Below are 25297 nucleotides of genomic sequence, written 5' to 3' on the forward strand. Positions count from 1 at the left end.
CAAATTGCACAAAACTTATTATATAACAATAAATATAACCATTATCCCATCATATATTAGAGATAACAAAAACTAACTTCCAATTTTACTTAAAGCTATTCCAAAAAAAATCCTGCTTTCGCAGGATTAATTTGTTTTACCATTTTATAATAACGCTTCCCCAAGTAAAGCCACTACCAAAGGCGGCTAAAACTACGGTATCGCCTTCTTTTATTTTACCTTCTTCCCAAGCTTCGGTTAAAGCTATTGGGATTGAAGCTGCTGTGGTATTACCATACTTTTGTATGTTATTAAAAACCTGGTCGTCACTCAACTGAAATTTCTTCTGAATAAACTGTGCTATTCTCAAATTCGCTTGGTGCGGAATAAGCATGTCTATGTTTTCTGGCTTTAATTTGTTTTTCATTAAGCCTTCCATAATCACTTCACTAAAACGCACTACTGCATTTTTAAATACAAATTGGCCGTTCATGTAAGGGAAATAGCTTTCGTCATCTTTATTATCATCTTCAATAATATCAGTAACCCAACGCGTTCCCATTCCTGGTGCTTTTACCACCAATTCCTCAGCGTGTTCCCCTTGGCTATGCAAATGTGTAGATAGAATACCTTTGCTTGTATCTTCTTCACGTGTTAAAACTGCTGCTCCTGCTCCATCACCAAAAATAACAGATACACCTCTACCACGAGTGGTTTTGTCTAATCCGTGAGAATGCAATTCGCTACCAATAACAAGCACATTTTTGTACATACCTGTTTTTATAAAGTTATCTGCAACAGAAATGGCATATACAAAACCAGAACATTGGTTACGTACATCTAAAGCTCCAACCGTTTTTATATCTAAAGCATGCTGTACTTGCACACCTGGACCAGGAAAATACATATCTGGACTTAAGGTGGCAAAAATGATAAAATCGATATCATCCTTGTCTATTCCTGCACGTTCTATAGCAACTTTAGCTGCTTTTACACCCATAGTTGCCGTTGTATCTCCATCTCCATCCTTTACCCAACGACGCTCTTTAATACCTGTGCGTTCTTGTATCCACTCGTCACTGGTATCCATGATTTTAGATAAATCATCATTAGTAACTACATTATCTGGAACATAAGTTCCTAAACCTATTATTTTTGAATTATACATAGTATTCTTTTAAGTATTGCAATTTAATCTATAAGATACGATTTCGTTTGCAATAAAATTTAAATTCGTTATGCACGCATAATATTTAAAATTATGTCATCTTGTCATAATTCTTCAATTGGTATTTTATTTGAAATATTGGTTTTGATCAAAAAAATTAAATAATAATTAGATTCTTGCATACGCAGGAATGACAAAAACAACATAGTAAAATGGCAAAAGGAAGTATTAATGTATCGGTAGAAAATATCTTTCCGTTAATTAAAAAATTCTTGTACTCAGATCACGAAATCTTTTTACGTGAACTTATTAGTAATGCAACTGATGCAACTTTAAAACTAAAGCACTTAACGAGCATTGGCGAATCTAAATCTGAATATGGTGAGCCAAAAATTGAAGTAAAGATTGATAAGGAAGGTAAAAAACTTCATATTATAGATCAAGGTTTGGGTATGACAGCCGAAGAGGTTGAAAAATACATTAACCAAGTAGCATTTTCTGGTGCTGAAGAATTCTTAAACAAATACGAAGATACTGCTAAAGATTCTGGTATCATTGGTCATTTTGGTCTTGGGTTCTACTCTGCTTTTATGGTCGCTGAGAAGGTAGAAATTATTACAAAATCGCACACAGATGCACCTGCTGCACACTGGACTTGTGATGGTTCACCTGAGTTCACTTTAGAAGAAGCTGATAAAACTGACAGAGGTACAGAAATCATTCTTCACATTGCTGAAGATTCTACAGAATTTTTAGAAGACAGTAAAATCCGTGAGCTACTTAACAAGTACAACAAGTTTATGCCGATTCCTATTAAATTTGGAACTAAGGAAGTAAACGATCCAGATTTTACACCAAAAACAACTAAAGACGAAAATGGTAAAGAAACTACTGAGCCTCACAAACAAATCACTGTTGATGACATCATCAATAACCCAAATCCAGCATGGACAAAACAACCTGCAGATCTAGAGGACGATGATTACAAAAACTTCTACAGAGAGCTGTACCCAATACAGTTTGAAGAGCCACTTTTCCACATTCATCTTAATGTAGATTATCCGTTTAACTTAACAGGAATCTTGTATTTCCCTAAGATGACGAATGACCTTAACATGCAAAAGGATAAGATTCAACTGTACCAAAACCAAGTTTTTGTAACGGATAATGTAGAAGGTATCGTTCCTGAATTCTTAACCATGTTAAGAGGTGTTATCGATTCGCCAGATATTCCATTAAACGTTTCTCGTAGTTACTTACAGGCTGATGGTGCAGTGAAAAAGATTTCATCTTACATTACACGTAAGGTTGCAGATAAATTAAAATCTTTATTCAACAATAACCGCGAAGATTTCGAAAAGAAATGGGACGATATTAAAATTGTTATTGAATACGGAATGCTTTCTGAAGAAAAATTCTTTGAAAAAGCAGACAGTTTTGCACTTTACCCAACGGTTGATGGTAAATACTTCACCTTTGAAGAATTAACCAATGCTATTAAAGCAAAGCAAAGCGATAAGGATGGTAAAATGGTGATTCTTTATGCATCTAACAAAGATGAGCAACATGCCTACATACAAGCTGCTAAAGATAAGGATTACGAGGTGTTACTATTAGATTCGCCAATCGTAAGTCACTTAATGCAAAAGTTAGAAACCACTAAAGAAAATATTTCTTTTGCACGTGTAGATGCAGATCATATTGATAATCTTATCAAAAAAGACGACACCACAATTTCTAAATTATCTGAAGATGAAAAAACAACATTAGACACACTTTTAAAAGAAGTGATTCCTTCAGAAAAATTTATGGTACAATTAGAAGCTATGGATAGCAATGCATCACCATTTATGATTACGCAACCAGAATTTATGCGCAGAATGAAAGAGATGCAACAAACAGGTGGTGGCATGTTTGGTATGGGCAATATGCCAGAAATGTACAACCTGATTGTAAACACAAATCACGATTTAATTAGCGATATCTTAACTACTGAAGCAAAAGAAGATAAAGAACGTTTGATTAATCAAAGTTTAGATTTAGCACGTTTATCGCAAGGCTTACTTAAAGGTGAAGAGTTAACAAACTTCATTAAGCGTAGTTACCAGATGATAAAGTAATAAATTCCTGCAAAATCAGGAATCTTATAATAAATTGCAAAAACCACTTAGGAAATCCTAAGTGGTTTTTTTGTAACTTTAAATCTGAGACGTCGTCTTACTAAAGTAACAATCAATCAAACTATGCAATGAAAACAAAGATTTCTCTAATTGTTGTTGTATTTAGCTTCCTTTTTGCAACAGCTCAAGATCAAAATTTAACCCAACAATTCGATGATATTGTAGCACAATACTACAATGATACTAATGCACCAGGAGCAACGGTTTTAGTTGCCAAAAACGGAAAAGCTATTTATAGAAAAGCTGTCGGAAAATCTAATTTGGAACTAGATGTTGATATGATTCCGGAAAATGTATTTATGCTGGCTTCTATCACAAAGCAATTTACAGCAGTTTCTATTTTAATGTTAGAAGAACAAGGCAAGTTAAGCTTAGATGATCCAATAACTAAGTTTATTCCAGATTATCCTACGCATGGCAAAACGATAACTGTTCATCACCTTCTTAATCACACCTCTGGTATTAAAAGCTACACAAGTATAGGAGATTTAAGACAAGTTGCCAGACAAGACAAAACCTTAGACGAACTTATAGATTTCTTTAAAAATGAACCTATGGATTTTGATCCTGGTGAAGATTATAGTTACAATAACTCTGGTTATGTATTACTCGGTAAAATTATAGAAGTCGTATCTGGTGAAACTTATGCAGATTTTATTGATAATCATATTTTTCAACCATTAGGTATGACAGCCTCGCAATATGGTAGTCACAGTAAAATCATTAAAAACAGAGCCATGCCTTATGAAGAAGTTGACAAAGGTTATGTTAACGCAAGTTACCTCAGCATGTCTTTACCACACGCAGCAGGAGCACTTACCTCAACTATAGACGATATGCTAAAATGGCAAAATGCCTTAGCTAACAACACATTGATAAAAGCATCTACATTGCAAAAAGCAATTAATGGCTCTAAATTAAACAATGGAGAACACATAGATTATGGTTACGGATTAGGTGAACTAACTCTTAAAGGCTCTAAGGGTTACACGCATAGTGGTGGTATTTTTGGCACTTCTACAAATGGCATCTATTTAATAAATGAAGATGTTTATGTTATTGGTTTAAGTAATTGTAGCTGCAATGACATAGGCTCTGTAACCACGCAATTGGCTGCTGCTGCTATTGGCAAACCATACCCTTCTATGAAAGATGTTGTACAATTAAATGAAGACCAACTAAAAAAATGGGTTGGTGCTTATGAATTCGAAGGTGGAGTTGTAAGACATATTTTCTTTAAGGATGGTGCTTTAAAAAGTATGAGAGAGTCTGACACCAATACTGTTTTTGATATTTTTCCGCTTTCTGAAAACCGATTTATGTTTAATGATAGTAGTATAGAATACAGATTTTCTAAATCTGCTGATGGTAAAAATCAAGCCATATTTATTACAGATTCTGAAAGTATTGGCAAACAAATAGACAGAGCTATGCCAGAAGCAAGAAAAGAGATTACATTATCTAACGACGTTTTGAGTCAATATGATGGTAAGTACGAGTTAGCACCAAACTTTAATGTAGTCATTACTGTAAAAGGAAATGAAATCTTTGCGCAAGCTACAGAGCAAGGACAATTTCCACTTTTTGCTGAGAACGAAACCACCTTCTTTGCAAAAGTTACACCTCTTAAGGTGGTATTTAATAAAAATGCTTCTGGAAAAGTAGAAAGTTTTACCTTATATCAAGGCGGACAAGAAACCATTGCAAAAAAAATAGAATAACATTAATCCTTCGTAAAACACTAACCACTTAGAACATTCTAAGTGGTTTTTTTATATCCAAAACAAAAAAAATAATACATTTTAATAAAATGTATTTAAAAAATATGTATATTAGCCGTATGTATAGTAAAGAACTCACTAAAGGGACATTGCAACCTATCATCTTAAAGCTGTTAAGCGAGCATGATAAAATGTATGGTTATGAGATTACCCAAAAGGTAAAAGAACTCACCAAAGGTAAAATCGATATTTCAGAAGGCGCACTCTACCCTATTCTACACAAGCTAGAAAACAAAAAGGTATTAGAAACCGAAAAAGTATACATCGGTAAACGTATTAGAAAATACTATTCCGTTACCAAATCTGGTAAACATGTTATAGAAGAGCAAACCAAGCAAATCAATGATTTTATAGATACCTTATCACTAATTTTTAATCCTAAAACAAGCTAAATGACTCTTACAGACCAACACATAGCTTTTATTTCTAATAATCTGGATTTTTATGGGCTAAAAAACAATGATTTAAAGGAAGATCTTTTAGATCATATTTGTACTCACATCGAAAATTCTAATGAGCACGATTTTGAAACGGCTTATAAAAAAGCAATCCATGAGTTTGGCGGACATCTTAATCTAAATCATATTGAACACCAAACCAATCTTCAATTGTACTTTAATGCTTCTAAAAACAGAAATAGGCTCTTGTTTTTAATGAGCTATATTTCCGCAGCCTGTATTCTTTTGGGTATCGTTTTTAAATTTATGCATTGGCCATTTGCCAGTATACTCTTGGTTGTTGGTTTTGCTTTTTTAATATTTCTTACCCTTCCTATTTATTTCTATTCAAGATACAAAGACCGTATCATAAAATATCAATCTTAAATTTTAACCATAAACCCAATTAATTATGAAAAAATCAGTTTATGTCTTAGGCTTTATAGCTGCGTTTATTCTCAGCACCTCATTTTTATTCAAAATGATGCATTGGCCATTTGCTAACATCTTAATGTTTACAGGATTTATAATCCTAAACTTAGGGTTCCTTCCAACCTTATTTTTCAAGTTGTACAAACAGTAAACATTAAAACCCAAAAAGCTAAAACCACTTCAAATCGAAGTGGTTTTTGTTTTATCACCACTCAACTATACAAATCTGTAAATCAACCACATAAACACTTATCACATCGATTTTAAATGACGGCTTCAAAATTATTTTTGTAAATTATGGTAGTTTAATATCTATATAAGTTGCAAAAAAACAGTTCATATATTAACAAAATTTTCAAAAATCTTATTTTTTCCGAAAAAGAAATTGAGATTATAAATTCTATTTTCCAAAAAGTTACAGTAAAAAAGGGAGACACTTTAATTGTTCCTGGAGATATTGCCGACTCTCAATACTACATATTGGACGGATGCCTTAGATCTTTCTATGTAGATTATCAAGGAAAAGAACACACATTGCAATTTGGAACAAAAGACTGGTGGATTAGTGACTACACTGCTTTTTTCACAGCTTCACCAGCAGTAATGACGGTTGAAGCGCTTAAAAATTCAACCTTATACAAAATTACTCACGAGCAGAAAGATGACCTTTATTCTAAAATACCAAAAGTAGAAACCTTCTTTAGACAAAAACTAGAAAGTGCTTTTTCCGCTTTTCAAAGACGAATATTATCCGGCTTATCCCAACCTGCCAAAGAACGCTATCTGTTGTTTATAAAAACATATCCTGATATTGAAAAGATCGTAAAAAACTATCATATTGCGTCATATTTGGGTATAACTACAGAAAGCCTTAGTAGAATACGAAAAGAAATGTAATACTTACAGATTTCTTAACATACATCAATTTTTTATTACTTTATTAATACTAGATTTGCCCTCCCTAACACACACTTTTTTAAGTGAATCCCTAAGGATTAATAGCTAAAAAGCGCAGATATAATACATCTGCGCTTTTTTTTATAGTATTTGTAACTTAAAGATTATATATCGTTTCATTTATATTTGTATACAATAGAATCAAAATTGAAACCAGAAAACAACCTTTCGAAAATAAAATCGCGACTGCATCCAAAAAACAAGCATAACACACGTTATGATTTTTCTAAACTCATTGAGAGCTTACCTGAGTTATCAGAATATGTTTCTAAAAATAAATATGGTAATGACTCTGTTGATTTTTTTAATCCTGATGCGGTTTTAACCCTTAATAAAGCTCTACTAAAACACCATTATAATATTAATTTTTGGGAAATACCAAAACATTACCTCTGTCCACCAATTCCTGGAAGAGCAGATTACATTCATTACATTGCCGACTTACTTGCAGAGAGCTTTTCAGAAATCCCAAAAGGTACAAACATTAGAGGTCTAGATATTGGTGTTGGTGCTAATTGTATTTATCCTATTATTGGGCACCAAGAATACGGTTGGTCGTTTATTGCTTCTGACGTCAGTGAAAACGCAATTAAGTCTGCGAAGCAAATTGTTGAACAAAACAGAAATCTTTCTTCTCACATAGAACTTAAGCTTCAAAAACAACGCAAATCGTTTTTTAAAGGCATACTTTCTGAAGATATAAAAATTGATTTTAGCATTTGTAATCCACCATTTCATGCATCAAAAGAAGAAGCTGAAAAAGCTAATTTACGAAAGCTTAAAAACCTTAAAGGAAAAACTAAAGGCAAAACCAAATTGAATTTTGGCGGACAGCAAAACGAATTGTGGACCAAAGGTGGCGAAGCTCGTTTTATAAAAGATATGATTTTTGAAAGTAGAAATTTCAGTAAACAGTGTCTGTGGTTTACAACATTAGTGTCTAAAGAGGCTACTTTAAAAACTACTTATAAAATCCTTGACAATGTTGAAGCAACTGCTATAAAAACAATAGAAATGGGACAAGGCCAAAAAACAAGTCGTTTTATAGCTTGGACATTTTTAACGGCACAAGAACAAAAGGAATGGAAAACTAAGCGTTGGTAAAATATTAGTCACTTCGAGTGTTTTGAACTTGTTCAAAATGTATCGAGAAGTCTATAAATTAAATTATTCTCGATACTATTTGCTCATTCTTCGCAAATCACTCGAATTGACGTATTAGGCAATTTTAAAATATAAATAAAGTTATAACTAACTATTGTTCTACCTTTGTTTCATCATTGTCATTCCTGTGTAGGCAGGAATCCATTGGCTAAACTAAAAAGTGGATTCCGCATCAAGTGCGGAATGACAAAACCACTTTAAAATTCAAATACATGTCATTTAAGGATCTAAAACTCATCAAACCACTTCTAAAAGCTATTGAAGCTTCAGGTTATACGGAACCTACTTTAGTGCAAGAACGTACTATTCCTGTAATTTTAGAAGGTAGAGATGTTATTGTTTCTGCCCAAACCGGAACAGGAAAAACAGCAGCTTTTGCGCTACCTATTTTACAGCAGTTGTTTGATAAACAAGATGCTCCAAAACGTGGAAAAAAAATAAAAGCTTTAATTATTAGTCCTACACGAGAACTGGCGCTACAAATTCAACAGAATTTTAAAAACTATGCGCAGTTTTCTAACCTTAGATCGCTAGTTATTTTTGGTGGTGCTGCAATTGAACCTCAGGTTGATGTTCTAAAAAAAGGTGTTGATATCCTTATTGCAACTCCTGGTCGTCTTTTAGACTTGCACAAACAAGATTATATCAACTTAGATAAGGTTGAAAATTTTGTTTTAGACGAGGCAGATTTAATGCTTGCAATGGGTTTTATAGATGATGTAAAAAAAATAGAACGGCTTTGCCCTGAGGAAAAACAGACCTTATTATTTTCTGCTACCATACCTTACAAAATAGAAGAGCTTGCAAATTCAATTTTAAAAAATCCTGAAAGAATTGATGTTACTCCAACGCAATCTGTAGCTCAAGATGTGAGTCAGGTATTGTACTACGTGCCAAAACGCAGAAAAATAGAGTTGTGTTTGCATTTGCTACGAAATAGCATAAAAGGAAATGTTATCATCTTTAGACGCACCAAATTTGGTGTAAAAAAACTAGAGGAACGCTTGGCAGAAAAAGGTTATCGCGTAGATAGTATTCATGGTGACAAAAACCAAAGCGACAGACAAACTGCGCTTAATAAGTTTAAAAATGGTTATGTAAAAATTTTAATTGCCACAGATGTTGCTGCTCGTGGTATTGATATTAATGAGCTAGATAATGTCTTTAATTTTGACATGCCAAACCAAGCCGAAACCTACGTACATCGTATTGGTAGAACTGGTCGCGCTGGTAATATTGGTAATGCATACTCTATGTGCTCTGCTGATGAAAAAAACTATATAAAGACTATTGAAAACTATATCAATGTTCAGATTCCTGTTGAAAAGGAACATCCTTATCCTTTAGACCCAAATGCAAAACCTACTGTACACAAAAAGAAAGGTAGCAAATACAAAAAGGGTCGTAAAAGTGAAGCCTCTAAGAAAAAGAAGAAACGCTGGTATTAATTATGAGACTTTAGACGCTAGAAATAGACAAAAAAGCACTTAGCAAGCCCTAAGTGCTTTTTTATTTTACAAACTTAATAGACTTAATCCTCGCCAAAGTCAATAAAATCTTCACCAAACCTTACAATACCGTTTGTAACATGAATTTTTATTTGGTTAGGATTGTCTTCCTCTCCAATAACCATCATTTTAGAATGCTCTTTTTTACGGCTTGGAGGAATCTCTGTGATTAATTTGGCCCAATAATGCACTGTATTGTAGCCATACGTTTCTATAAAGTATTCTGACTTTTCAGGAAAAAACAGATTGATTTCAGAATAATCTGATGCCATCTGGAATTCTCTAAAGTTTTGAGAAAAATTATGGAACCAAAACTTACTATTAAAATCTACTATCCTAACCTTTTCCGCTATTTCGCCAACTTTAATATTACTAAACTCAGTATCTACATCTACTTTTTTTAACTGCGCTACTTGTACCTCATCAACATGTGTAAATTTATAGTTTCCTCCTTCTAAAAAATTTGCTCTAAAACTTCCATTTACCACATCAAAAACATTGAATGGGTTTTGAATATTCTGAAACTTCAATTTTGTAGTTCTGGCATTAACAACCAGTTGGTTATCTATATCGTTCTTAAAAATTAGGTTAGAATTTTCTGCCATTACTCGAAGCTTAATTTCTGGAGGTAGTTTTATAGAAAACTTTGTTCTTAAAATCTTTACATTTTTGGTGTTGATTTTTTTCTTGTTTCCTTTTTTATCTACCTCTCGTAAATTCTTTAAATACTCCTTAAGGCTTTTCCCTCTTGAGCTACTGTTTATGTCCAAAAAATACTGCTTAGACTTTCTAAAAACTCGGTTCGATTTTTCCTTGAAATTTATAAAATCACCTTCAAACTCAATACCATAAAGTGTTTCAAGACTATAAGACACATCATTTTTTGCTTCACTACCACTTGTTTTAAATTCTAAAACAGCATCTTTTATTATTGCTTCGATTTTAATCTCGTTAAGCTTGCTTTCTACCTCCTTTTTTGAATAGTTTTCAAATTCTAATGTGTAATCAAAATGTACTTTATCATCTTCTGATTCTGAAAACTCTACATACGTGCCATTCAGATGGAGGTAAACAGACTCTAAATCTTTTGTCTCATAGCTTTTCTTGAAAATTTCCTTTACTTGTGTGTTACCTATTGCTGATGTGATGAGCATCAGCAATAATAATTTAAATTGATTTTTCATTTTGTTCGTTTTTTTGATTTAAAATTTTGATGTGTTCTTGTATATCTTTCAAAATCTGAAGTCTTGTTTGCAAATTTTCAACTAAAGCCTCAACAACTTGTATGTTATTAGCATCACTCTTGAATTGCTTTGAGATTATTTTATAATCATTATCTAATTCATCTAGTTTTTTCTTGAAACGCGCTACCAAAACCTCATCATCTGCTAAGGCTACAAAGCTTTGCCACTCGGTTTTTATTTCTTCTAAATACTCCGCTTCTACTGCTTCGACTTGCGCTATAAATGGCGAAATATTTTCTGTTGGTTGTTTAGGGAATAATGCAAAACCAATGGTAAGCGCTACAACTACTACAGCTACAGCTCCTATCCAAGTGTATCTTTTATTTTTAGATTGTTTTTGTTGATTTAACTTATCTAAAAACTCAGCTCTATGATTATCTGGAAGTGTTTTTAAGTCCTCTTCCTCCTTAAATAAATCTCTAATATCTTGCTTCATTATACTTCGGTTTTAAGAATTCTTGTAATTTTAGTTTACCACGTCTTAAGTGTGTTCTAGAGGTTTTTATCGGAATCTCTAATATCTCTGAAATTTCTGCATGATCGTACCCTTCTATGAGATAAAGCTTTATCACTATTTTGTGCTTTTCGTTGAGTTGCTCAATGGCTTTTAGTATGTCTTTTTTACTGACATTGGTATCAAAATTCCAATCGTCTTCATTGGTTATTTGTAGTTCTGAAACTTCAACATCAAAAAACTCAATTTGTCTTTTCTTTAAAACATCTAAACATTGATTGATTACAATACGCTTTAACCACGCACCAAAAGTTGCTTCAGGTTTGTAATTACTTAGATTTACAAATGCTTTTAAAAATCCTTCTTGCATAGCGTCTTTTGCATCTTCTTCATTATTAAGATACCGACTAGCCACTGTAAACATAGCATTGCAATACGTATCGTATAGTTGCATCTGTGCAATTTGGTTGCCTTTTTTACAGGCTTTAATTAAGGATTCTGTTTGTGTATGCATTTAGTTAGTTAGCGTCTTTGTATTTAAAAACGAAGAAAATGGGTTAGGGTTTCATTCGCAAACAAAAAAAAAGAATTCAAACTATATTTTTTTGAATTCTTCTTTTCTTATTTAATATGTAATTGTATTTACTAATACGATAGTTTCTGATTAAAATACTGCTTTAATAACGGAATTTGAATTGCTACCATTACAGCTAACAATACCGTTGCATACATCAAAGTATTTGAAAAATCTACAGATAAATTATTGAGTAAATCAAAAGATACTTCTGGTAAATTATAACGATCTGTAAGGCTTGAAGAGTCACTAGATTTATTTAAAACAATATTTGTAATTAAAGCCACAAAACCCAAACCTAACAACCACCAAACATATTTAGGAATTAGTGGTTTATAAGCAATTGTTTTAGTTTCTGAAAGTGCTTCAATTTTAGACATTACTCCTTCAGTAAAGTTTGTTGGAGCAGTTTCTAAACTGTCATTAGCCATCAACTTATTGATTAAATCCTCTATTCTTTTATCTTCATTTTCCATCTGTCAAGCTGTTTTGGGTTGAAAATACTGTTCTAAAATTACGGCTAACTTTTTTCTGGCTCTAAAAAGCTTCACTTTAACCGTATTGGCTTCAATATTTATAATTTTTGATATTTCATCTAAAGATAATTCTTCAAAATAAAATAACGTTAAAATAGCACTACTATCTTCTGGTAATTTATTGATACATTTCTTTATTAAATCGCTCTTTTCTTCTTTAATAATGTTGTCTAAAGCATTATCGATAGTATCTAATTTATTAAAAGTAAACTCATCTATAGCAACATTATTTAGATGCTTTTTGTTCTTCTTAATAGTATCTAAACAGGTATTATAAGCTACTCTATAAATCCATGTAGAGAATTTTGAATCTCCTTGAAACTTATCTAAAGACTTAAACACCTTTATAAACGTATCTTGCGCTACCTCTTCTGCTTCTTCTCTATGCTTTAACATGCGCAATGCTAATGTATACACCAGGTCCTTATAACGATCTACTAATTGCGCATAAGCCTTAGTATCGCCATTTTTAATAGCTGCAATTAATATGTTTTCGTCGTTGGTGGTCATTTTTAAGTTAAGACGACGGTTTGTTTCATTAGGTTACAAATAGATTGAAAAAAATATTTTTAATAAAAAGTGTAACCTAAAAGTTTAGCTTGTCGTCATAAGCTAAGAATCAATTAAAATTAATCATTTATCGATGCTTTTTTACGCATCAATTAAAAAACAAACATTATGGACGAAGAAATATTAATACCAATTAGTCTTTTTGCAGCAATTTTTGGAATGGTATACTTATACTTTTCTACCAGAAACAAAGAGCGTCTTGCACTTATAGAAAAAGGAGCAGATGCCAGTATCTTTAATATTGGTAAACGCTCTGGCTCAGCCTGGAAAGTGGTTGTTATCAACATTGCTTTTTTACTTATGGGTATTGGCTTAGGCCTTTTTATTGCCAATGTACTAGAGAGTACAACGAGTTTGGACGATAATGTAATCTATCCTGCAATTACCTTTATAATGGCTGGACTAGGACTTTATGTAGGCTACACACAGACAAAAAAAGCTTTAGACGAATAATAAAAAAGTCTAATCAACTAAAAAGCAAACGCTTCTTCCTATTTATAAGGAGGAAGCGTTTTTTGTTTTAAAGGTGTATATTTATATAATTAAATTGAGATAAGTCAATGGGACTAGATTCTGTAGAATTAGTAATGTCAGCTGAGAAACTTTTTGGAATTAGAATTCCTGATAAAGAAGCGGAAAAAATAAATACTGTTCAAGAATTTGCTGATGCTGTATGTCATTTAATTACAATAAATCCATCTGAAAAATGTCTGAAACAGATAATGTTTTATAAAATTAGAAGTGCATTAAAAACATTAAATTTCTCTAATAAAAATATTACTCCAGATACTGTTGTAAGAGACTTATTTCCTAAAGAGCATCTAAATACAAATTGGCTTATTTTTCAATCTGAACTTGGTCTAAGTTTACCTAAACTAGCAAAACTTGATTACAACTCTAACCTAAATTCTCACATTAAATTATTTGGAATTAAAACCATAAAAAGAACTCTTCCTACCACCAAAGGCACAATTAGACAACTGATAGACTGGATAATATCGCTTAATTTTAAAAAGACTATTGACATTAATCGTATTACCAATAAATATGAAGTTGAAAGGATTATTGCAAATATTATCCATAATAACATAGGAATACCAATAACCGAAATTGAATTAGAACATTCTATTAGCAATGATTTAGGAATTGATTAATAAATAAAAATGTATAAATACCTACTCTTACTTATATTCTGCCAGCTGAGCTTTTCTCAAATCAAAGTCTTAGATAGCATTTCGCAATCACCTGTTAGCTATGCAACCGTATCTTTTGGTAACGGCCAAGGCATTTTTGCAGATGATGATGGTATGTTTTATTTTACAAAAAAACTATATCCAGATGTAGACTCTTTACATATTTCGGCTATTGGTTTTAAAAACCTCAACATTGCTACAGAAAATTTGCCCAATGAATTACTACTTCAACCTCAATCTGCAGCTTTAGATGAAGTAGTACTTAACACTAATCTTAATCGAAAATTTAAAGAAGAAACTTTAAAACCATATCTCGATGATGATTATTACAACTGTTGGCTACCAACAATAGAATCTGAAATTGCAGTATATTTTTCTAAGTCTTCAGAGCAAGATCAAAAGCTTACCAGTGTTACATTCCCTATTGCTTTAGAGTCTAAAGATTGGAAAAAGCGAAAACGCGCCAATAGCGATAAAAAGAAATTTTCAACTTTATTTAAAGTACAATTTTACGCCAATGATAATGGTAAACCTGGTAATGTACTCACTTATGAAACCATTGTTTTTAGAGCTACAGAAAAAAATGGAGATGCCTATAAACTCAATGTAGAAGACTATGATATTTACATTCCTAAAAATGGTTTTTTTGTATCTATTCAAGTGATGGGCTACACCAATAAAGAAGGAAAACTTTTGCCAAACAAAAAGTACAAGGAAATTAAATCTAAAAATGGTGTAGTAAAAATTCCAACAAACTTTAGACCTCTTCTCCCCTTTACTGATGAAATTGAAAGCAAAAACACCTACATAAAACGCATATTTATAAGTGGTAATAATTGGGTAAAGTTTGATAAAGGCAACGGTTTTAAATCTAGCTTACTGGACAAAAATCTTTTTAATTACGGCATTGGTATAACCTATAAAACATTTAAAGATGAATAACCCAATTGGACTATACATTATGGCTGGCATGTATATTTTGGCAGGCCTTATGCACTTTGTAAAACCCAAAATGTATATGCGTATTATGCCAAGATACTTACCAAACCACAAATTTCTTGTGCTACTGAGTGGTATTGCAGAAATTGTTTTGGGAGCAGCTTTGTTATTCTCAGAAACCAAAGCTTTTGCCATTTATGCTATCATAGCAATGCTAGTTGTATTTCTGTTAGTTCATTTTTATATGTTATCTGGCGAAAAAGCTTCAGCTGGTATACCAAAATGGATATTAATTTTAAGAATTCCACTACAATTTTTCTTAATGTATTGGGCTTGGATTTATTTGAGTTAAGATGAGAAAAATAATTTTTACCGCATTTTTATTAATTCTAACTTTTCAGAAGGCTTTCTCCGATTGTGGCCATTGTTTTCACTTGATAAAAGTTAACCTTTCATATACCAATGGTGATAATGAAATTGGATATTTAAAGTTCTATGATGAATACTCTATTCAAAATAACAATACAAAACCAAAATTAAATACAAGCATAAAACATTTTTTTGTTAAACAAACAGACTCTATTGAAATAATAAGTAAATACTATAAGGTTAAAGACTTACCAGAATTTATAGATACTAACGATAAACGATCTGTTACATTAAACAAAATCTCAGATATTTATCTAATAAGTTGGATGAATATTACCGGTAGCTTCAACATGCCAATTTTAGATGAAGAATCTATAAGTAAAATTATAAATGCTACAGATATAGTATCAGAAATCAAAATTTTTGATGTACATGACGAAATATACGTTAAAACCAATCCTTCTATAAGTGCAAGTGATTTTAAAACTTTTATAAAAAAAGCCTATAACAATTCAGATTTAAATAATTCTATAATCAATGGTCTAAAGATTAATAAACGCAAAAACATTTATCCAACTAAAACTGACATTATAAACAGAGTAAATGATTATTTAAAATCTTTAGAAGATACAATTAACTCTATTTCGACAATAAACATAAATAAAAATATTAATTCCTATTTTCTTTCCTATAAAACTAATCTCGAGAAAAGAAAAAATTATGCAAATTCTATATTAGATTATTTAAATAGTAATAAGCCTCATAAAATTCATTCTTTTATAGAATCTAATATTTCCAATAAAAATATAAAAAAGAGAATGTTAGATGAGCTATCAAAAGACTTATCCATAATTGAGAAAACTTTAAATTTATGTTCATTTCAGTATGAGATTAATGAGAATCATTTACTTATGGATTTGTTTTATAAAACCCTAAAAAAAGAAGACATTATAGTTATTGTTAATTCTTGGGACTAGCACCTACTCTACCTCAAAATCAAAATAAGTTTTCGGAAAAGGTTCCCAACGCAAGGTAAAATGCCACCACTCTTTAGGGTAGTTTCTAAAATTGTGTTTTAGCATTACACGCTGTAAAATCTGACGGTTCTTTTTTTGAACTTCAGAAATACCATCATAATCTACCCAAGACTGTTCTCCAAAAAAATCAAAAGGACTACCCATATCCAAGGGTTTACCTGTATTTCCATCTATAACAGTAAGGTCTATAGTACTGCCTCTGCTATGTCCAGATTTTGAAGCTATATAACCAGCCTTAAATAAGTTTCGTTTTTGTACATTGGGATAAAAAACAGATTTATTCACAGTATCATTCAATACTCTTGCCCAACGCACAAAATGATTAACAGCACGCTGTGGTCTGTAACCATCATGAACCAACAAACATAAATTCTGTTCTTGCAACTCATCTTGCACCAGCTTTAGCTTTTCAGCGGCAGCTTTGGTAAGTATAAGTTTATTAGAATTATATCCATCAATAGTATCACCTACAAAGTTATTTGTGGTATAATATTTTAGTTCAACATTGAGATCTGGTATTATAGAATTAACATATACAAAGCCTTCTGGTAACTCTTGTTTCTGGTAAAAACCAAAGCACAAAAGAGATACAATAATTAAAGGACCAAGAATTTTATATTTCATCTATTAAAATTTACCAACAAATAAGATTCAATTGTTGAATTGTTTTATGTACAAAAACCATTATTTATTTAATGCAATTATGGGCTTTCATATCGATGCACTAATTTAGAGAAAAATTATGCTATGGACTTGTTTTCTTCAGAGAAACAACATTTTATTTTACCCAATGCTGAGCTTATCTATGTACCCGATTTTTTCAGCACTCAGGAAGCAAACAACTATTTTAGAGTTATAAAAGCCCAAACCAATTGGCAACACGATGATATAACTGTGTTTGGAAAATCCTACAAGCAACCAAGATTAACAGCGCTTTTTGGTGAAACAAACCAAACCTACAGTTATTCTAACATAACTATGCACCCTGAACCCTTCACACAAAATTTAAAAGAAATTAAAACTAAAGTTGAAACCTTTTCAAACGAAAACTTTAACACGCTTTTAGTCAATCTGTATCGCGATGGTAATGACAGTAACGGTTGGCACGCAGATAACGAAAAAGAATTAGGTCTAAACCCTATTATTGCTTCAGTGAGTTTTGGAGAAGAACGACCATTTCACTTTAAACATAGAACTATTAAAAGTGAACGGCATAAACTCATTTTAGCACACGGTAGTTTACTACTAATGAAAGGCGAAATGCAACACTATTGGCTGCATCAGATTGCAAAAACAAAAAGGAACATTGAATCTAGAATAAATCTTACCTTCAGAAAATTGGTAACCTTATAAAAATAAAAAACCGGGTTCCCTCAAACCCGGTTTTTCTAATTTGCTTTCTTTATTATGATAGTAGATTTAGGGTCTCTAAGTCAACATAACATAATGCAAATATTAATTAATTAATCCATTGAACTAAAAACTAAATTTTAGTACACTTCAAATATATAATTAGGTTTTAATTTCATCGCTTAAAAACACTATTAATCGACGAAATACATCAAATTTTAACATTTATAGATAAAAATATGCATTTCATCGATAAAATGCATACTTAAAAAAAGTAAAAACGCACATAACCATACAATAAATTCATTCTAAAAAAGTTGGAAAACTTCACATAGAAAGTATTATCAACTACCTTTACTGTATAAATAAACTCATATGAAATATTATTTATTAGTCTTTAGCTTTTTATTGGCTTCAGTAGCTTTTAGTCAAGAAAAATTGTTTTCAGAAGCAGATATATCTATTAACAAATGGATTGATGGTACGCTATTAACATCAGTTAATAATGATTCAAAAAAAACAGCTTTAGCTATAATCATAGCTGGCTCTGGTCCTACTGATAGAAATGGTAACCAAAACTTTTTAAAAAATAATGCCTTAAAAAAATTAGCCGAAAACTTAACAAATAAAGGCATATCTACATTTAGATACGACAAACGCATAGTTAAACAAATAAGAAAAGGAGATGTAGATAAAGACTTAATGTTTGACGATTTTGTAAGTGATGCTACAGATGTTATCAACTATTTTAAAGAAAAAGAAACATACTCAAAAATCTATGTTATTGGTCATAGTCAAGGAAGTCTAGTAGGTATGCTTGCAGCAAAAGAAAATGCAGATGGCTTTATTTCATTGGCTGGAGCAGGTCAAAACATTGGAGATGTTATTGTAGATCAGGTTACAAAAATGGCGCCTAAACTTGGTGAAGAAGCCCAAAAAGTAGTGGATAAACTAAAAAAAGGAGAAACCACTACAGAGTATCCGCAACCACTAGCTTCGGTTTTTAGTATAGACATTCAACCATTTATGATTAACTGGATGCAATACAATCCTACCGAAATTATTAGCGAATTAAAGATTCCTGTGCTTATTGTTAATGGTACAAAAGATCTTCAAGTATCAGAGGAAGAAGCACAATTATTAAAAGATGCTAATGAAGATGCTGAATTAAAAATCATTGAAAACATGAACCATGTATTCTTTAATATTGAAGGTGATGATTTAGAAAATTCAAAATCTTACAATGAAGCTTTTAGACCAATTTCAACAGAACTTGTTGATGCTATTGTTCAGTTTATAGGCTCTTAAAATCTACTCTAAATACTGCAAAAATCAAAAAAGCATCTCAGACTTGAGATGCTTTTTTACTAACTAACCAACCAAAATGTAATGTCGCGATTTTGTAGTGTTGTTACTATTGTAACTATCGCTGTAACCATTACACTTAGTATATAACAAACCGCGTGCCAAACTCTATATTTTACTTTTTTTCATAAATATTGTAACAAATATTTGGTTAAACACACTAACCTTATATATCTTTATGATATCATTTTAATATCATATTGAATTTTAATGATTAACCAATTAAATTTTTTAACATGAAAGAAGAAAAAATCATCGTCCCAGCAAATGGCTATTTTATGCTGTTTCTGTTTTTATTAGTATTTTTTGGAAGCATAGCTACTATGATTACTTTAAAAACACCTTGGCCAATTATTACTATTATATTGTCGCTTGTTATGGCATTTGGTTTTGTAATGGTGCAGCCAAACGGATCTAGAGTATTACTATTATTTGGTAAGTACGTTGGTACTATTAAAAAGAATGGTTTCTATTGGGTAAACCCTTTTTATACCAAAAAGAAAATCTCTCTAAGAGCAAGCAACTTTGATAGTGAGCGTCTTAAAGTAAATGACAAACTTGGTAACCCAGTTATGATTAGTACAATCTTAGTATGGCGTGTGCAAGACACCTACAAAGCTGCTTTTGATGTAGACAACTACGAAAACTTTGTAAGAGTACAAACCGATGCTGCAGTGCGTAAACTGGCTAGCATGTATCCTTACGATAACTTTGCCGACGAAGGGCATGATGAAGACATTACCCTTCGCTCTAGTGTTAACGAAGTTAGTGAAGCCCTAGAAAAAGAAATTGATGAGCGTTTATCCATTGCTGGAATTGAAGTTTTAGAAGCTCGTATTGGCTACCTAGCTTATGCGCAAGAAATTGCAAATGCAATGCTAAAACGTCAGCAAGCAACTGCAATTGTGGCTGCCAGACATAAAATTGTACAAGGTGCTGTAAGTATGGTAGAAATGGCAATTGAAGAACTAAACAAAAATGAAATTGTTGAGCTAGATGAAGAACGCAAAGCAGCAATGGTAAGTAATCTTATGGTAGTACTTTGTGGAGATAAAGAGGCTTCACCAGTTGTTAACACCGGAACTTTAAGTCATTAGAAATGAAAGAATATAAAGTTATAAAACCTAAACTCGGTTGGAAAAACCATACGGATCGATTAGAAGAAATTCTAAACAAGTACGCAAAAGAAGGTTGGCGATTGGCAGAAATCACACCAAACCAACATATGATATCATTTATAGTTTTTGAACGTGACAAGAATAGATAATGCGAATTTTTAAAGAAGAACAACGATTTAACCAAACATGGATTATTGTACTCATTGCTGTGAGTGCAATAGTTCCTTTGTGGGTTATTACCAAAGAATACCTAGACAATCCTGCGTCTTTTTCAACAATAGAATTTATTGGTACTCTAGCTATTATTCTTGTTGCTTCTTGTTTTATTTTCGTTTTTAAATTGCATACTCGGATTGATGAAGATGGTATTCGTTATAAATTTTTTCCGTTTCAATTAAAGTTTAAATTATTACCGTGGACTGAAATAAAATCTGCCAATGTTAGAACTTACGATGCTATTACAGAGTTTGGTGGTTGGGGACTAAAAGGTGGCGCACTATGGAATAAATCTAAAGGAAGAGCCATCAATGTATCTGGAGATATTGGCATACAACTCCAACTAAAAAACGGTAAAAAGTTATTAATTGGCACTCAGAAAAAAGAAGAAGCCATACGTGTATTAGAAGCTTACAAAACAAAATTAAATACTGATGTCTAAGAAAAAAGCCTTTGCATTACGAATAAATGAAGATATGCTAAAAGCCATTGAAAAATGGGCAGCAGATGAGTTTCGTAGTACCAACGGACAAATAGAATGGATGCTAATGCAGCATTTAAAAGAACACAACAGACAACCCAAAAAGAAAGATAAACCAGATGAAGAAAAGTGATTGGAAACAGTCACTTTTTTATTGCCCTTTATTTTGGTATTTTGCGACTAAATACTGCACACATGAAATTCTCAATTAGATTATTTTTAATACTTTCTTTCTTTTTGTTAAGTATTAAATCTTCATTTTCCCAAACCTTAACTTTTGAAAAACCAAATAGTAGTCACTCGGAAGAGTTTACAATTCCAGTGAAGATTGATTCTTTAAGCTTCACATCTTTTAAAATTGAATTTACTATTACTGATGGTTTATCTGAATTAGTTCAATTCATTCCAAATAAAAAACTTGCTGAGGGTAGTTTTTCATATAACAAAAACAATGAAGTACATACCTTAGATTACATTGGTGTTTCTGAAATAAAATTTGAAAAGAAGGGATCATTATTTGATCTAAAAATGAAAACTTCTAACCGTTTTAAAAACAAAGAACTTTTTAAGGTAGCAAAAACCGAATTTCTTTTAGATAAAAGTCCTATTCAGCTCAAAAAAAAGAAAATTGAGAAAGCAACTGCTAATCAATGGGTACTATTTAAGAACGACGCAATAGTCTTTGGGTTACTATTGATAGCATTAGGTTTTGTATTCTTTACCGAATCTAAAAAAACAGGGTTTTGGCATAAGTTTTATCGTATTGTTCCTGCATTACTAATGTGCTATCTTATTCCTGCTATATTTAACTCTTTAGGTTTAATTTCAGACAAATTATCCGAGACTTATTTTATCGCTAGTAGATATTTATTACCTGCCTCATTGGTGTTACTTACATTAAGTATTGATTTAAAAGCCATTTTTAATCTAGGATGGAAAGCACTCGTAATGTTTTTCACAGGAACTGCAGGTATTGTTATTGGCGGACCTATTGCTATATTACTAATATCAACCTTCTCACCAGAAACTGTTGGAGGCGTTGGGTTTGATGCCACTTGGAGAGGATTAGCTACATTAGCCGGAAGCTGGATTGGTGGTGGCGCAAACCAAGCTGCAATGTTAGAAATATACGAGTTTAATCAGGAGCTTTATGGTGGAATGGTACTCGTAGATATAGTTGTGGCAAACCTATGGATGGCTGTGATATTATTAGGCATTGGTAAACGTAAAAAGATTGATAATTGGCTAAAAGCTGATAATACAGCCATAGACGAGTTACAAAATAAAGTACAAGCATTCAGTGATAAAATTACTCGTGTACCCACAACTACAGATTTAATTATCATTTTAACCATTGCTTTTGGTGCTGTTGGTATTGCGCACTTTGGAGCAGATTATATTTCTGTATTTCTTAAAGATAATTTCAAAGCTGTTAGTGATCCAAAAAGTGCTTTATCATCATTTGGAAGTGGATTCTTTTGGTTAATTTCTATAGCTACATTAATTGGTGTTCTTTTATCTTTTACAAAAGCAAAAAATTATGAAGGTGCTGGTGCTAGTAAGGTTGGTAGTGTTTTTATATACATTCTTGTAGCTACTATTGGTATGAAAATGGATTTAGGTAAAATACTGGAAAATCCTGGCTTAATATTAATAGGTTTGGTTTGGATGGCTATTCATGCCGGACTTTTGATTATAGTAGCAAAACTAATAAAAGCACCATACTTCTTTTTAGCTGTCGGAAGCCAAGCAAATGTAGGTGGAGCTGCTTCTGCTCCGGTTGTTGCCGCAGCATTTCACCCTTCATTAGCCACTGTTGGTGCTTTATTAGCTGTATTTGGATATGTTGTGGGAACTTATGGTGCTATTCTCTGTGCTGAACTTATGAAAATTGCAGCTGGTGGCTAGTATATTTAATTTCAAAATATGATATTTGCGCACCTAAAAATTTAATCTAAACATGACTAATTTATATAAAACGTTAAGCCTTTTTGCATTACTATTACTTATTCTGTCTTGCGGAAATGATAAGGACACCAACTTCACTTTAAAAGGAAATATTAAAGGATTAAAAAAAGGCATTGTCTATCTTCAAAAAGAAAACGACTCAACTATAATAAATATAGATTCTATGGTTATTTCTGGCCAATCAGAATTTACATTGAAAACAAATTTAGAAGAGCCTATACTACTCTATCTTAAATTGTTTAAGAACGATGGTGAAGAACACTTTATACCGTTTTTTGCAGACAAAGGTGTTACTGAGATAACAACTACTCTAAAACATTTTAACTATGATGCAGAAATCAAAGGTTCTAAACAACAAGATTTATTAAACGAGTATACCAAAGTAATGTCTAAGTTTAATGACCAAAATTTAGACCTTATAGAAGCTAATTTAATAGCTCAAAGAGATCAAGACAGTATAGCTTCCGATTCATTAAACAGAGCTTCTCAAATCTTGTATAAACGTAAATACTCTTATACCATTCAGTTTGCTTTGAATAATAAGGATAATATTATTGCTCCTTATTTAGCTTTGTATGAAATACCTTCTGCAAATCCGGTTTACGTAGATTCTGTTTATAATAACTTAACCGAAAATATTAAAAATTCATTTTACGGTAAAAAACTGAGAGAGGTTATTGCTGAAAGAAGTTCTAAATAGAAATAAATAATCTTTAATAAACAAAAAGCTCTAATTAATAAATTAGAGCTTTTTTTATTTTATGTTCTATAAAATCTAACACATGTAATGAGACTTTAATGTTAGAAAACAAAAAACTCTAACTGCATAAGCAATTAGAGTTTATATTACAGAGCCGATGGAGGGACTCGAACCCACGACCTGCTGATTACAAATCAGCTGCTCTAGCCAGCTGAGCTACATCGGCAAAGCGGTCGCAAAATTAAACCTAAAATTCAATTTTGCAAATACTTTTATTTTAATTTATTAATTCTTTCAATTAACGCTCTACCTTTAGATTCTAAGTCGCTGTTAATTGCTTTAAAATGAGCTTTTTTACCTTCTACGCTTCTATCATTTACACGAGCAATTAATTCGTCAAAAGACGCAATTGCATCATCAATAATAGCTTCACTCTCCTTAGTCGGCTTTTCTGTGTTCTCTAACTCCCAGTAATAAACCGCTTCAATAATATCACCAAAAACGTAATTGATGTCTTTTTTTAAATCTCTCTTATTTGCCATAATAATCTATGTTAATTTGGGTACAAATGTACGGAATCCTTACTTTACTTTTAGTATTTTTTTAAACGTAAACTTCGAGTAATTTTGCGTTTTTAGAGTTTAATTTAAAATCTTTTACTGCTGCTGGTAATAGAATTGTTTCTCCTTTAGAAATTACTTCTTTGGTGTCTTCTGTAACAACTTCTACCTCTCCATCAACACACATATAAATTAAAAACGAATCGTGAAGATTTTCTTTTTCTAAATTTGAATCTAATTCAATATAGTTTGTGGTAAAAAAAGGACAGCTTACCATGCCGTTTGAAAGGTTTTTTTCCTTTATATAATCAACCCTAAAGTCGTCTTTTAAATCAAATTTAAAAGCGTCTATTGCTATATCATTATGCAATTCGCGTTCGTTACCTTCATCATCAACTCTATCCCAATCATAAACTCTATAGGTAACATCACTTGTTTGCTGTATTTCTGCTAATAAAACGCCTGCTCCAATAGCATGTACTCGACCTGCTTCAATAAAATAGGTATCTCCTGTTTTTACGTTATCGAAATTTAAAATTTTGGTTAGAGTTTTTTCTTCAAGATGCTTTAAGTAGGTTTTATCATCCATCTTTTGGTTAAACCCTACAATGAGATTAGCACCTTTGTCTGCTTGCATTACATACCACATTTCTGTTTTTCCAAAGGAATTATGACGCTCTTTTGCAAGATCATCATCTGGATGCAATTGAATGCTTAAATCTTGTTTGGCATCAATAAACTTAATGAGTAAAGGAAAATTATTTCCAAATCGTTTGTAATTCTTATCTCCTATTAAATCGCCTTTGTATAACTCTAGTAAATCCTGAAGATTTTGAGATTTAAGCTTACCATTTACAACCTCAGAAACATCTCCTGGCACAGTACTAATTTCCCAACTTTCTCCTAATTGATTAGAATCAGATGGTTTATTAAACTGTTCTTTTAGTTTGGTGCCTCCCCATATTTTATCTTTTAATATGGGTTTAAATTTTAAAGGATAAAGTTTATTCTTCATTA

29 protein-coding genes and 1 tRNA gene are annotated in these 25297 nt (G+C 31.8%); 20 read left to right on the plus strand and 10 right to left on the minus strand.

Annotated features, from left to right (window positions below):
• Positions 1 to 136: 136 nt before the first annotated feature.
• Positions 137 to 1147, minus strand: a complete 1011-nt coding sequence (locus P7122_RS00835; protein ID WP_278003891.1) for a 3-oxoacyl-ACP synthase III family protein — start codon at positions 1145 to 1147, stop codon at positions 137 to 139.
• A gap of 212 nt (positions 1148 to 1359) precedes the next feature.
• On the opposite strand from P7122_RS00835, the gene htpG reads away from it, so the two are divergent.
• The 7 genes from htpG (at position 1360) to P7122_RS00870 (ending at position 9546) form a co-directional block, all read left to right on the plus strand.
• On the plus strand, positions 1360 to 3267 hold the full coding sequence (gene htpG, locus P7122_RS00840; RefSeq protein ID WP_278003892.1) for a molecular chaperone HtpG: 1908 nt from the start codon (positions 1360 to 1362) through the stop codon (positions 3265 to 3267).
• 128 nt (positions 3268 to 3395) lie between these two features.
• A complete protein-coding gene (locus tag P7122_RS00845) occupies positions 3396 to 5048 on the plus strand; it encodes a serine hydrolase (RefSeq protein WP_278003893.1) in 1653 nt (550 codons plus the stop codon).
• A gap of 119 nt (positions 5049 to 5167) precedes the next feature.
• Positions 5168 to 5500, plus strand: coding sequence for a PadR family transcriptional regulator (locus P7122_RS00850; RefSeq protein WP_278003894.1), 333 nt, complete (start codon positions 5168 to 5170; stop codon positions 5498 to 5500).
• Positions 5501 to 5932 (plus strand): GldL-related protein, encoded by a 432-nt coding sequence (locus P7122_RS00855; RefSeq protein WP_278003895.1) that lies wholly within the window; start codon positions 5501 to 5503, stop codon positions 5930 to 5932. It begins immediately after the preceding gene.
• Between the two features lie 366 nt (positions 5933 to 6298).
• A complete protein-coding gene (locus P7122_RS00860; RefSeq protein WP_278003896.1) occupies positions 6299 to 6874 on the plus strand; it encodes a Crp/Fnr family transcriptional regulator in 576 nt (191 codons plus the stop codon).
• A 207-nt stretch (positions 6875 to 7081) separates the two neighbouring features.
• The gene (gene rlmF, locus P7122_RS00865) at positions 7082 to 8038 is read left to right on the plus strand and encodes a 23S rRNA (adenine(1618)-N(6))-methyltransferase RlmF (protein ID WP_278003897.1); all 957 of its coding nucleotides are present in this window, start codon (positions 7082 to 7084) and stop codon (positions 8036 to 8038) included.
• A 272-nt stretch (positions 8039 to 8310) separates the two neighbouring features.
• Positions 8311 to 9546 (plus strand): DEAD/DEAH box helicase, encoded by a 1236-nt coding sequence (locus P7122_RS00870; RefSeq protein ID WP_278003898.1) that lies wholly within the window; start codon positions 8311 to 8313, stop codon positions 9544 to 9546.
• Between the two features lie 83 nt (positions 9547 to 9629).
• On the opposite strand, the gene P7122_RS00875 is transcribed toward P7122_RS00870, so the two are convergent.
• From P7122_RS00875 to P7122_RS00895, 5 genes are all read right to left on the minus strand, one after another.
• On the minus strand, positions 9630 to 10790 hold the full coding sequence (locus P7122_RS00875) for a hypothetical protein (RefSeq protein WP_278003899.1): 1161 nt from the start codon (positions 10788 to 10790) through the stop codon (positions 9630 to 9632).
• Positions 10774 to 11286, minus strand: a complete 513-nt coding sequence (locus P7122_RS00880; RefSeq protein ID WP_278003900.1) for a hypothetical protein — start codon at positions 11284 to 11286, stop codon at positions 10774 to 10776. The genes P7122_RS00875 and P7122_RS00880 overlap by 17 nt, the downstream gene beginning before the upstream one ends.
• The gene (locus tag P7122_RS00885; RefSeq protein ID WP_278003901.1) at positions 11270 to 11818 is read right to left on the minus strand and encodes an RNA polymerase sigma factor; all 549 of its coding nucleotides are present in this window, start codon (positions 11816 to 11818) and stop codon (positions 11270 to 11272) included. Before P7122_RS00885 ends, P7122_RS00880 begins: the two co-directional genes overlap by 17 nt.
• 131 nt (positions 11819 to 11949) lie before the next feature.
• Positions 11950 to 12354, minus strand: coding sequence for a hypothetical protein (locus P7122_RS00890; RefSeq protein ID WP_278003902.1), 405 nt, complete (start codon positions 12352 to 12354; stop codon positions 11950 to 11952).
• A gap of 3 nt (positions 12355 to 12357) precedes the next feature.
• Positions 12358 to 12924, minus strand: coding sequence for an RNA polymerase sigma factor (locus P7122_RS00895; RefSeq protein WP_278003903.1), 567 nt, complete (start codon positions 12922 to 12924; stop codon positions 12358 to 12360).
• A gap of 168 nt (positions 12925 to 13092) precedes the next feature.
• Here P7122_RS00895 and P7122_RS00900 point away from each other — a divergent pair, with 168 nt between their 5' ends.
• The 5 genes from P7122_RS00900 (at position 13093) to P7122_RS00920 (ending at position 16462) form a co-directional block, all read left to right on the plus strand.
• Positions 13093 to 13437, plus strand: a complete 345-nt coding sequence (locus P7122_RS00900) for a DUF6249 domain-containing protein (protein ID WP_278003904.1) — start codon at positions 13093 to 13095, stop codon at positions 13435 to 13437.
• A 107-nt stretch (positions 13438 to 13544) separates the two neighbouring features.
• Positions 13545 to 14138 carry an acyl carrier protein gene (locus P7122_RS15850; protein WP_437130081.1) on the plus strand — a complete coding sequence of 198 codons (594 nt, stop codon included), beginning with the start codon at positions 13545 to 13547 and terminating at the stop codon, positions 14136 to 14138.
• A gap of 9 nt (positions 14139 to 14147) precedes the next feature.
• Positions 14148 to 15119, plus strand: a complete 972-nt coding sequence (locus P7122_RS00910; RefSeq protein WP_278003905.1) for a peptidase associated/transthyretin-like domain-containing protein — start codon at positions 14148 to 14150, stop codon at positions 15117 to 15119.
• Positions 15112 to 15468: a DoxX family protein gene (locus P7122_RS00915; RefSeq protein WP_278003906.1), complete on the plus strand. Its 357-nt coding sequence runs from the start codon at positions 15112 to 15114 to the stop codon at positions 15466 to 15468. The genes P7122_RS00910 and P7122_RS00915 overlap by 8 nt, the downstream gene beginning before the upstream one ends.
• Positions 15469 to 15550: 82 nt before the next feature.
• Positions 15551 to 16462 carry a hypothetical protein gene (locus P7122_RS00920; RefSeq protein ID WP_278003907.1) on the plus strand — a complete coding sequence of 304 codons (912 nt, stop codon included), beginning with the start codon at positions 15551 to 15553 and terminating at the stop codon, positions 16460 to 16462.
• Positions 16463 to 16465: 3 nt separating this feature from the next.
• On the opposite strand, the gene P7122_RS00925 is transcribed toward P7122_RS00920, so the two are convergent.
• Positions 16466 to 17146 carry a M15 family metallopeptidase gene (locus tag P7122_RS00925; RefSeq protein WP_278003908.1) on the minus strand — a complete coding sequence of 227 codons (681 nt, stop codon included), beginning with the start codon at positions 17144 to 17146 and terminating at the stop codon, positions 16466 to 16468.
• A 123-nt stretch (positions 17147 to 17269) separates the two neighbouring features.
• On the opposite strand from P7122_RS00925, the gene P7122_RS00930 reads away from it, so the two are divergent.
• The 8 genes from P7122_RS00930 to P7122_RS00965 all read left to right on the plus strand — a co-directional run bounded on the left by P7122_RS00930 (position 17270) and on the right by P7122_RS00965 (position 23720).
• Positions 17270 to 17875, plus strand: coding sequence for an alpha-ketoglutarate-dependent dioxygenase AlkB family protein (locus P7122_RS00930; protein ID WP_278003909.1), 606 nt, complete (start codon positions 17270 to 17272; stop codon positions 17873 to 17875).
• Between the two features lie 372 nt (positions 17876 to 18247).
• A complete protein-coding gene (locus P7122_RS00935; protein ID WP_278003910.1) occupies positions 18248 to 19180 on the plus strand; it encodes an alpha/beta hydrolase in 933 nt (310 codons plus the stop codon).
• Positions 19181 to 19473: 293 nt separating this feature from the next.
• Positions 19474 to 20334: an SPFH domain-containing protein gene (locus tag P7122_RS00940; RefSeq protein ID WP_278003911.1), complete on the plus strand. Its 861-nt coding sequence runs from the start codon at positions 19474 to 19476 to the stop codon at positions 20332 to 20334.
• Between the two features lie 2 nt (positions 20335 to 20336).
• A complete protein-coding gene (locus P7122_RS00945) occupies positions 20337 to 20504 on the plus strand; it encodes a DUF4177 domain-containing protein (protein WP_243472564.1) in 168 nt (55 codons plus the stop codon).
• Positions 20504 to 21013 (plus strand): hypothetical protein, encoded by a 510-nt coding sequence (locus P7122_RS00950; protein ID WP_278003912.1) that lies wholly within the window; start codon positions 20504 to 20506, stop codon positions 21011 to 21013. The genes P7122_RS00945 and P7122_RS00950 overlap by 1 nt, the downstream gene beginning before the upstream one ends.
• A complete protein-coding gene (locus tag P7122_RS00955) occupies positions 21006 to 21185 on the plus strand; it encodes a type II toxin-antitoxin system antitoxin (protein ID WP_076617084.1) in 180 nt (59 codons plus the stop codon). The genes P7122_RS00950 and P7122_RS00955 overlap by 8 nt, the downstream gene beginning before the upstream one ends.
• A 494-nt stretch (positions 21186 to 21679) precedes the next feature.
• Positions 21680 to 22960 carry a DUF819 family protein gene (locus P7122_RS00960; protein WP_278004348.1) on the plus strand — a complete coding sequence of 427 codons (1281 nt, stop codon included), beginning with the start codon at positions 21680 to 21682 and terminating at the stop codon, positions 22958 to 22960.
• Between the two features lie 52 nt (positions 22961 to 23012).
• Complete coding sequence (locus tag P7122_RS00965) at positions 23013 to 23720, plus strand: DUF4369 domain-containing protein (protein ID WP_278003913.1); 708 nt, start codon at positions 23013 to 23015, stop codon at positions 23718 to 23720.
• A 152-nt stretch (positions 23721 to 23872) separates the two neighbouring features.
• On the opposite strand, the gene P7122_RS00970 is transcribed toward P7122_RS00965, so the two are convergent.
• The 3 genes from P7122_RS00970 to P7122_RS00980 all read right to left on the minus strand — a co-directional run bounded on the left by P7122_RS00970 (position 23873) and on the right by P7122_RS00980 (position 25295).
• Positions 23873 to 23946: transfer RNA gene (locus P7122_RS00970), tRNA-Thr, on the minus strand.
• Between the two features lie 46 nt (positions 23947 to 23992).
• Entirely contained in the window at positions 23993 to 24262 is a 270-nt protein-coding gene (locus P7122_RS00975) for a hypothetical protein (protein ID WP_278003914.1), read from the minus strand.
• A 61-nt stretch (positions 24263 to 24323) separates the two neighbouring features.
• On the minus strand, positions 24324 to 25295 hold the full coding sequence (locus P7122_RS00980) for a type I phosphomannose isomerase catalytic subunit (protein ID WP_278003915.1): 972 nt from the start codon (positions 25293 to 25295) through the stop codon (positions 24324 to 24326).
• Positions 25296 to 25297: the final 2 nt, after the last annotated feature.

Source organism: Winogradskyella marincola, from assembly GCF_029624125.1.
GTDB classification, from domain to species: Bacteria; Bacteroidota; Bacteroidia; order Flavobacteriales; family Flavobacteriaceae; genus Winogradskyella; species Winogradskyella marincola.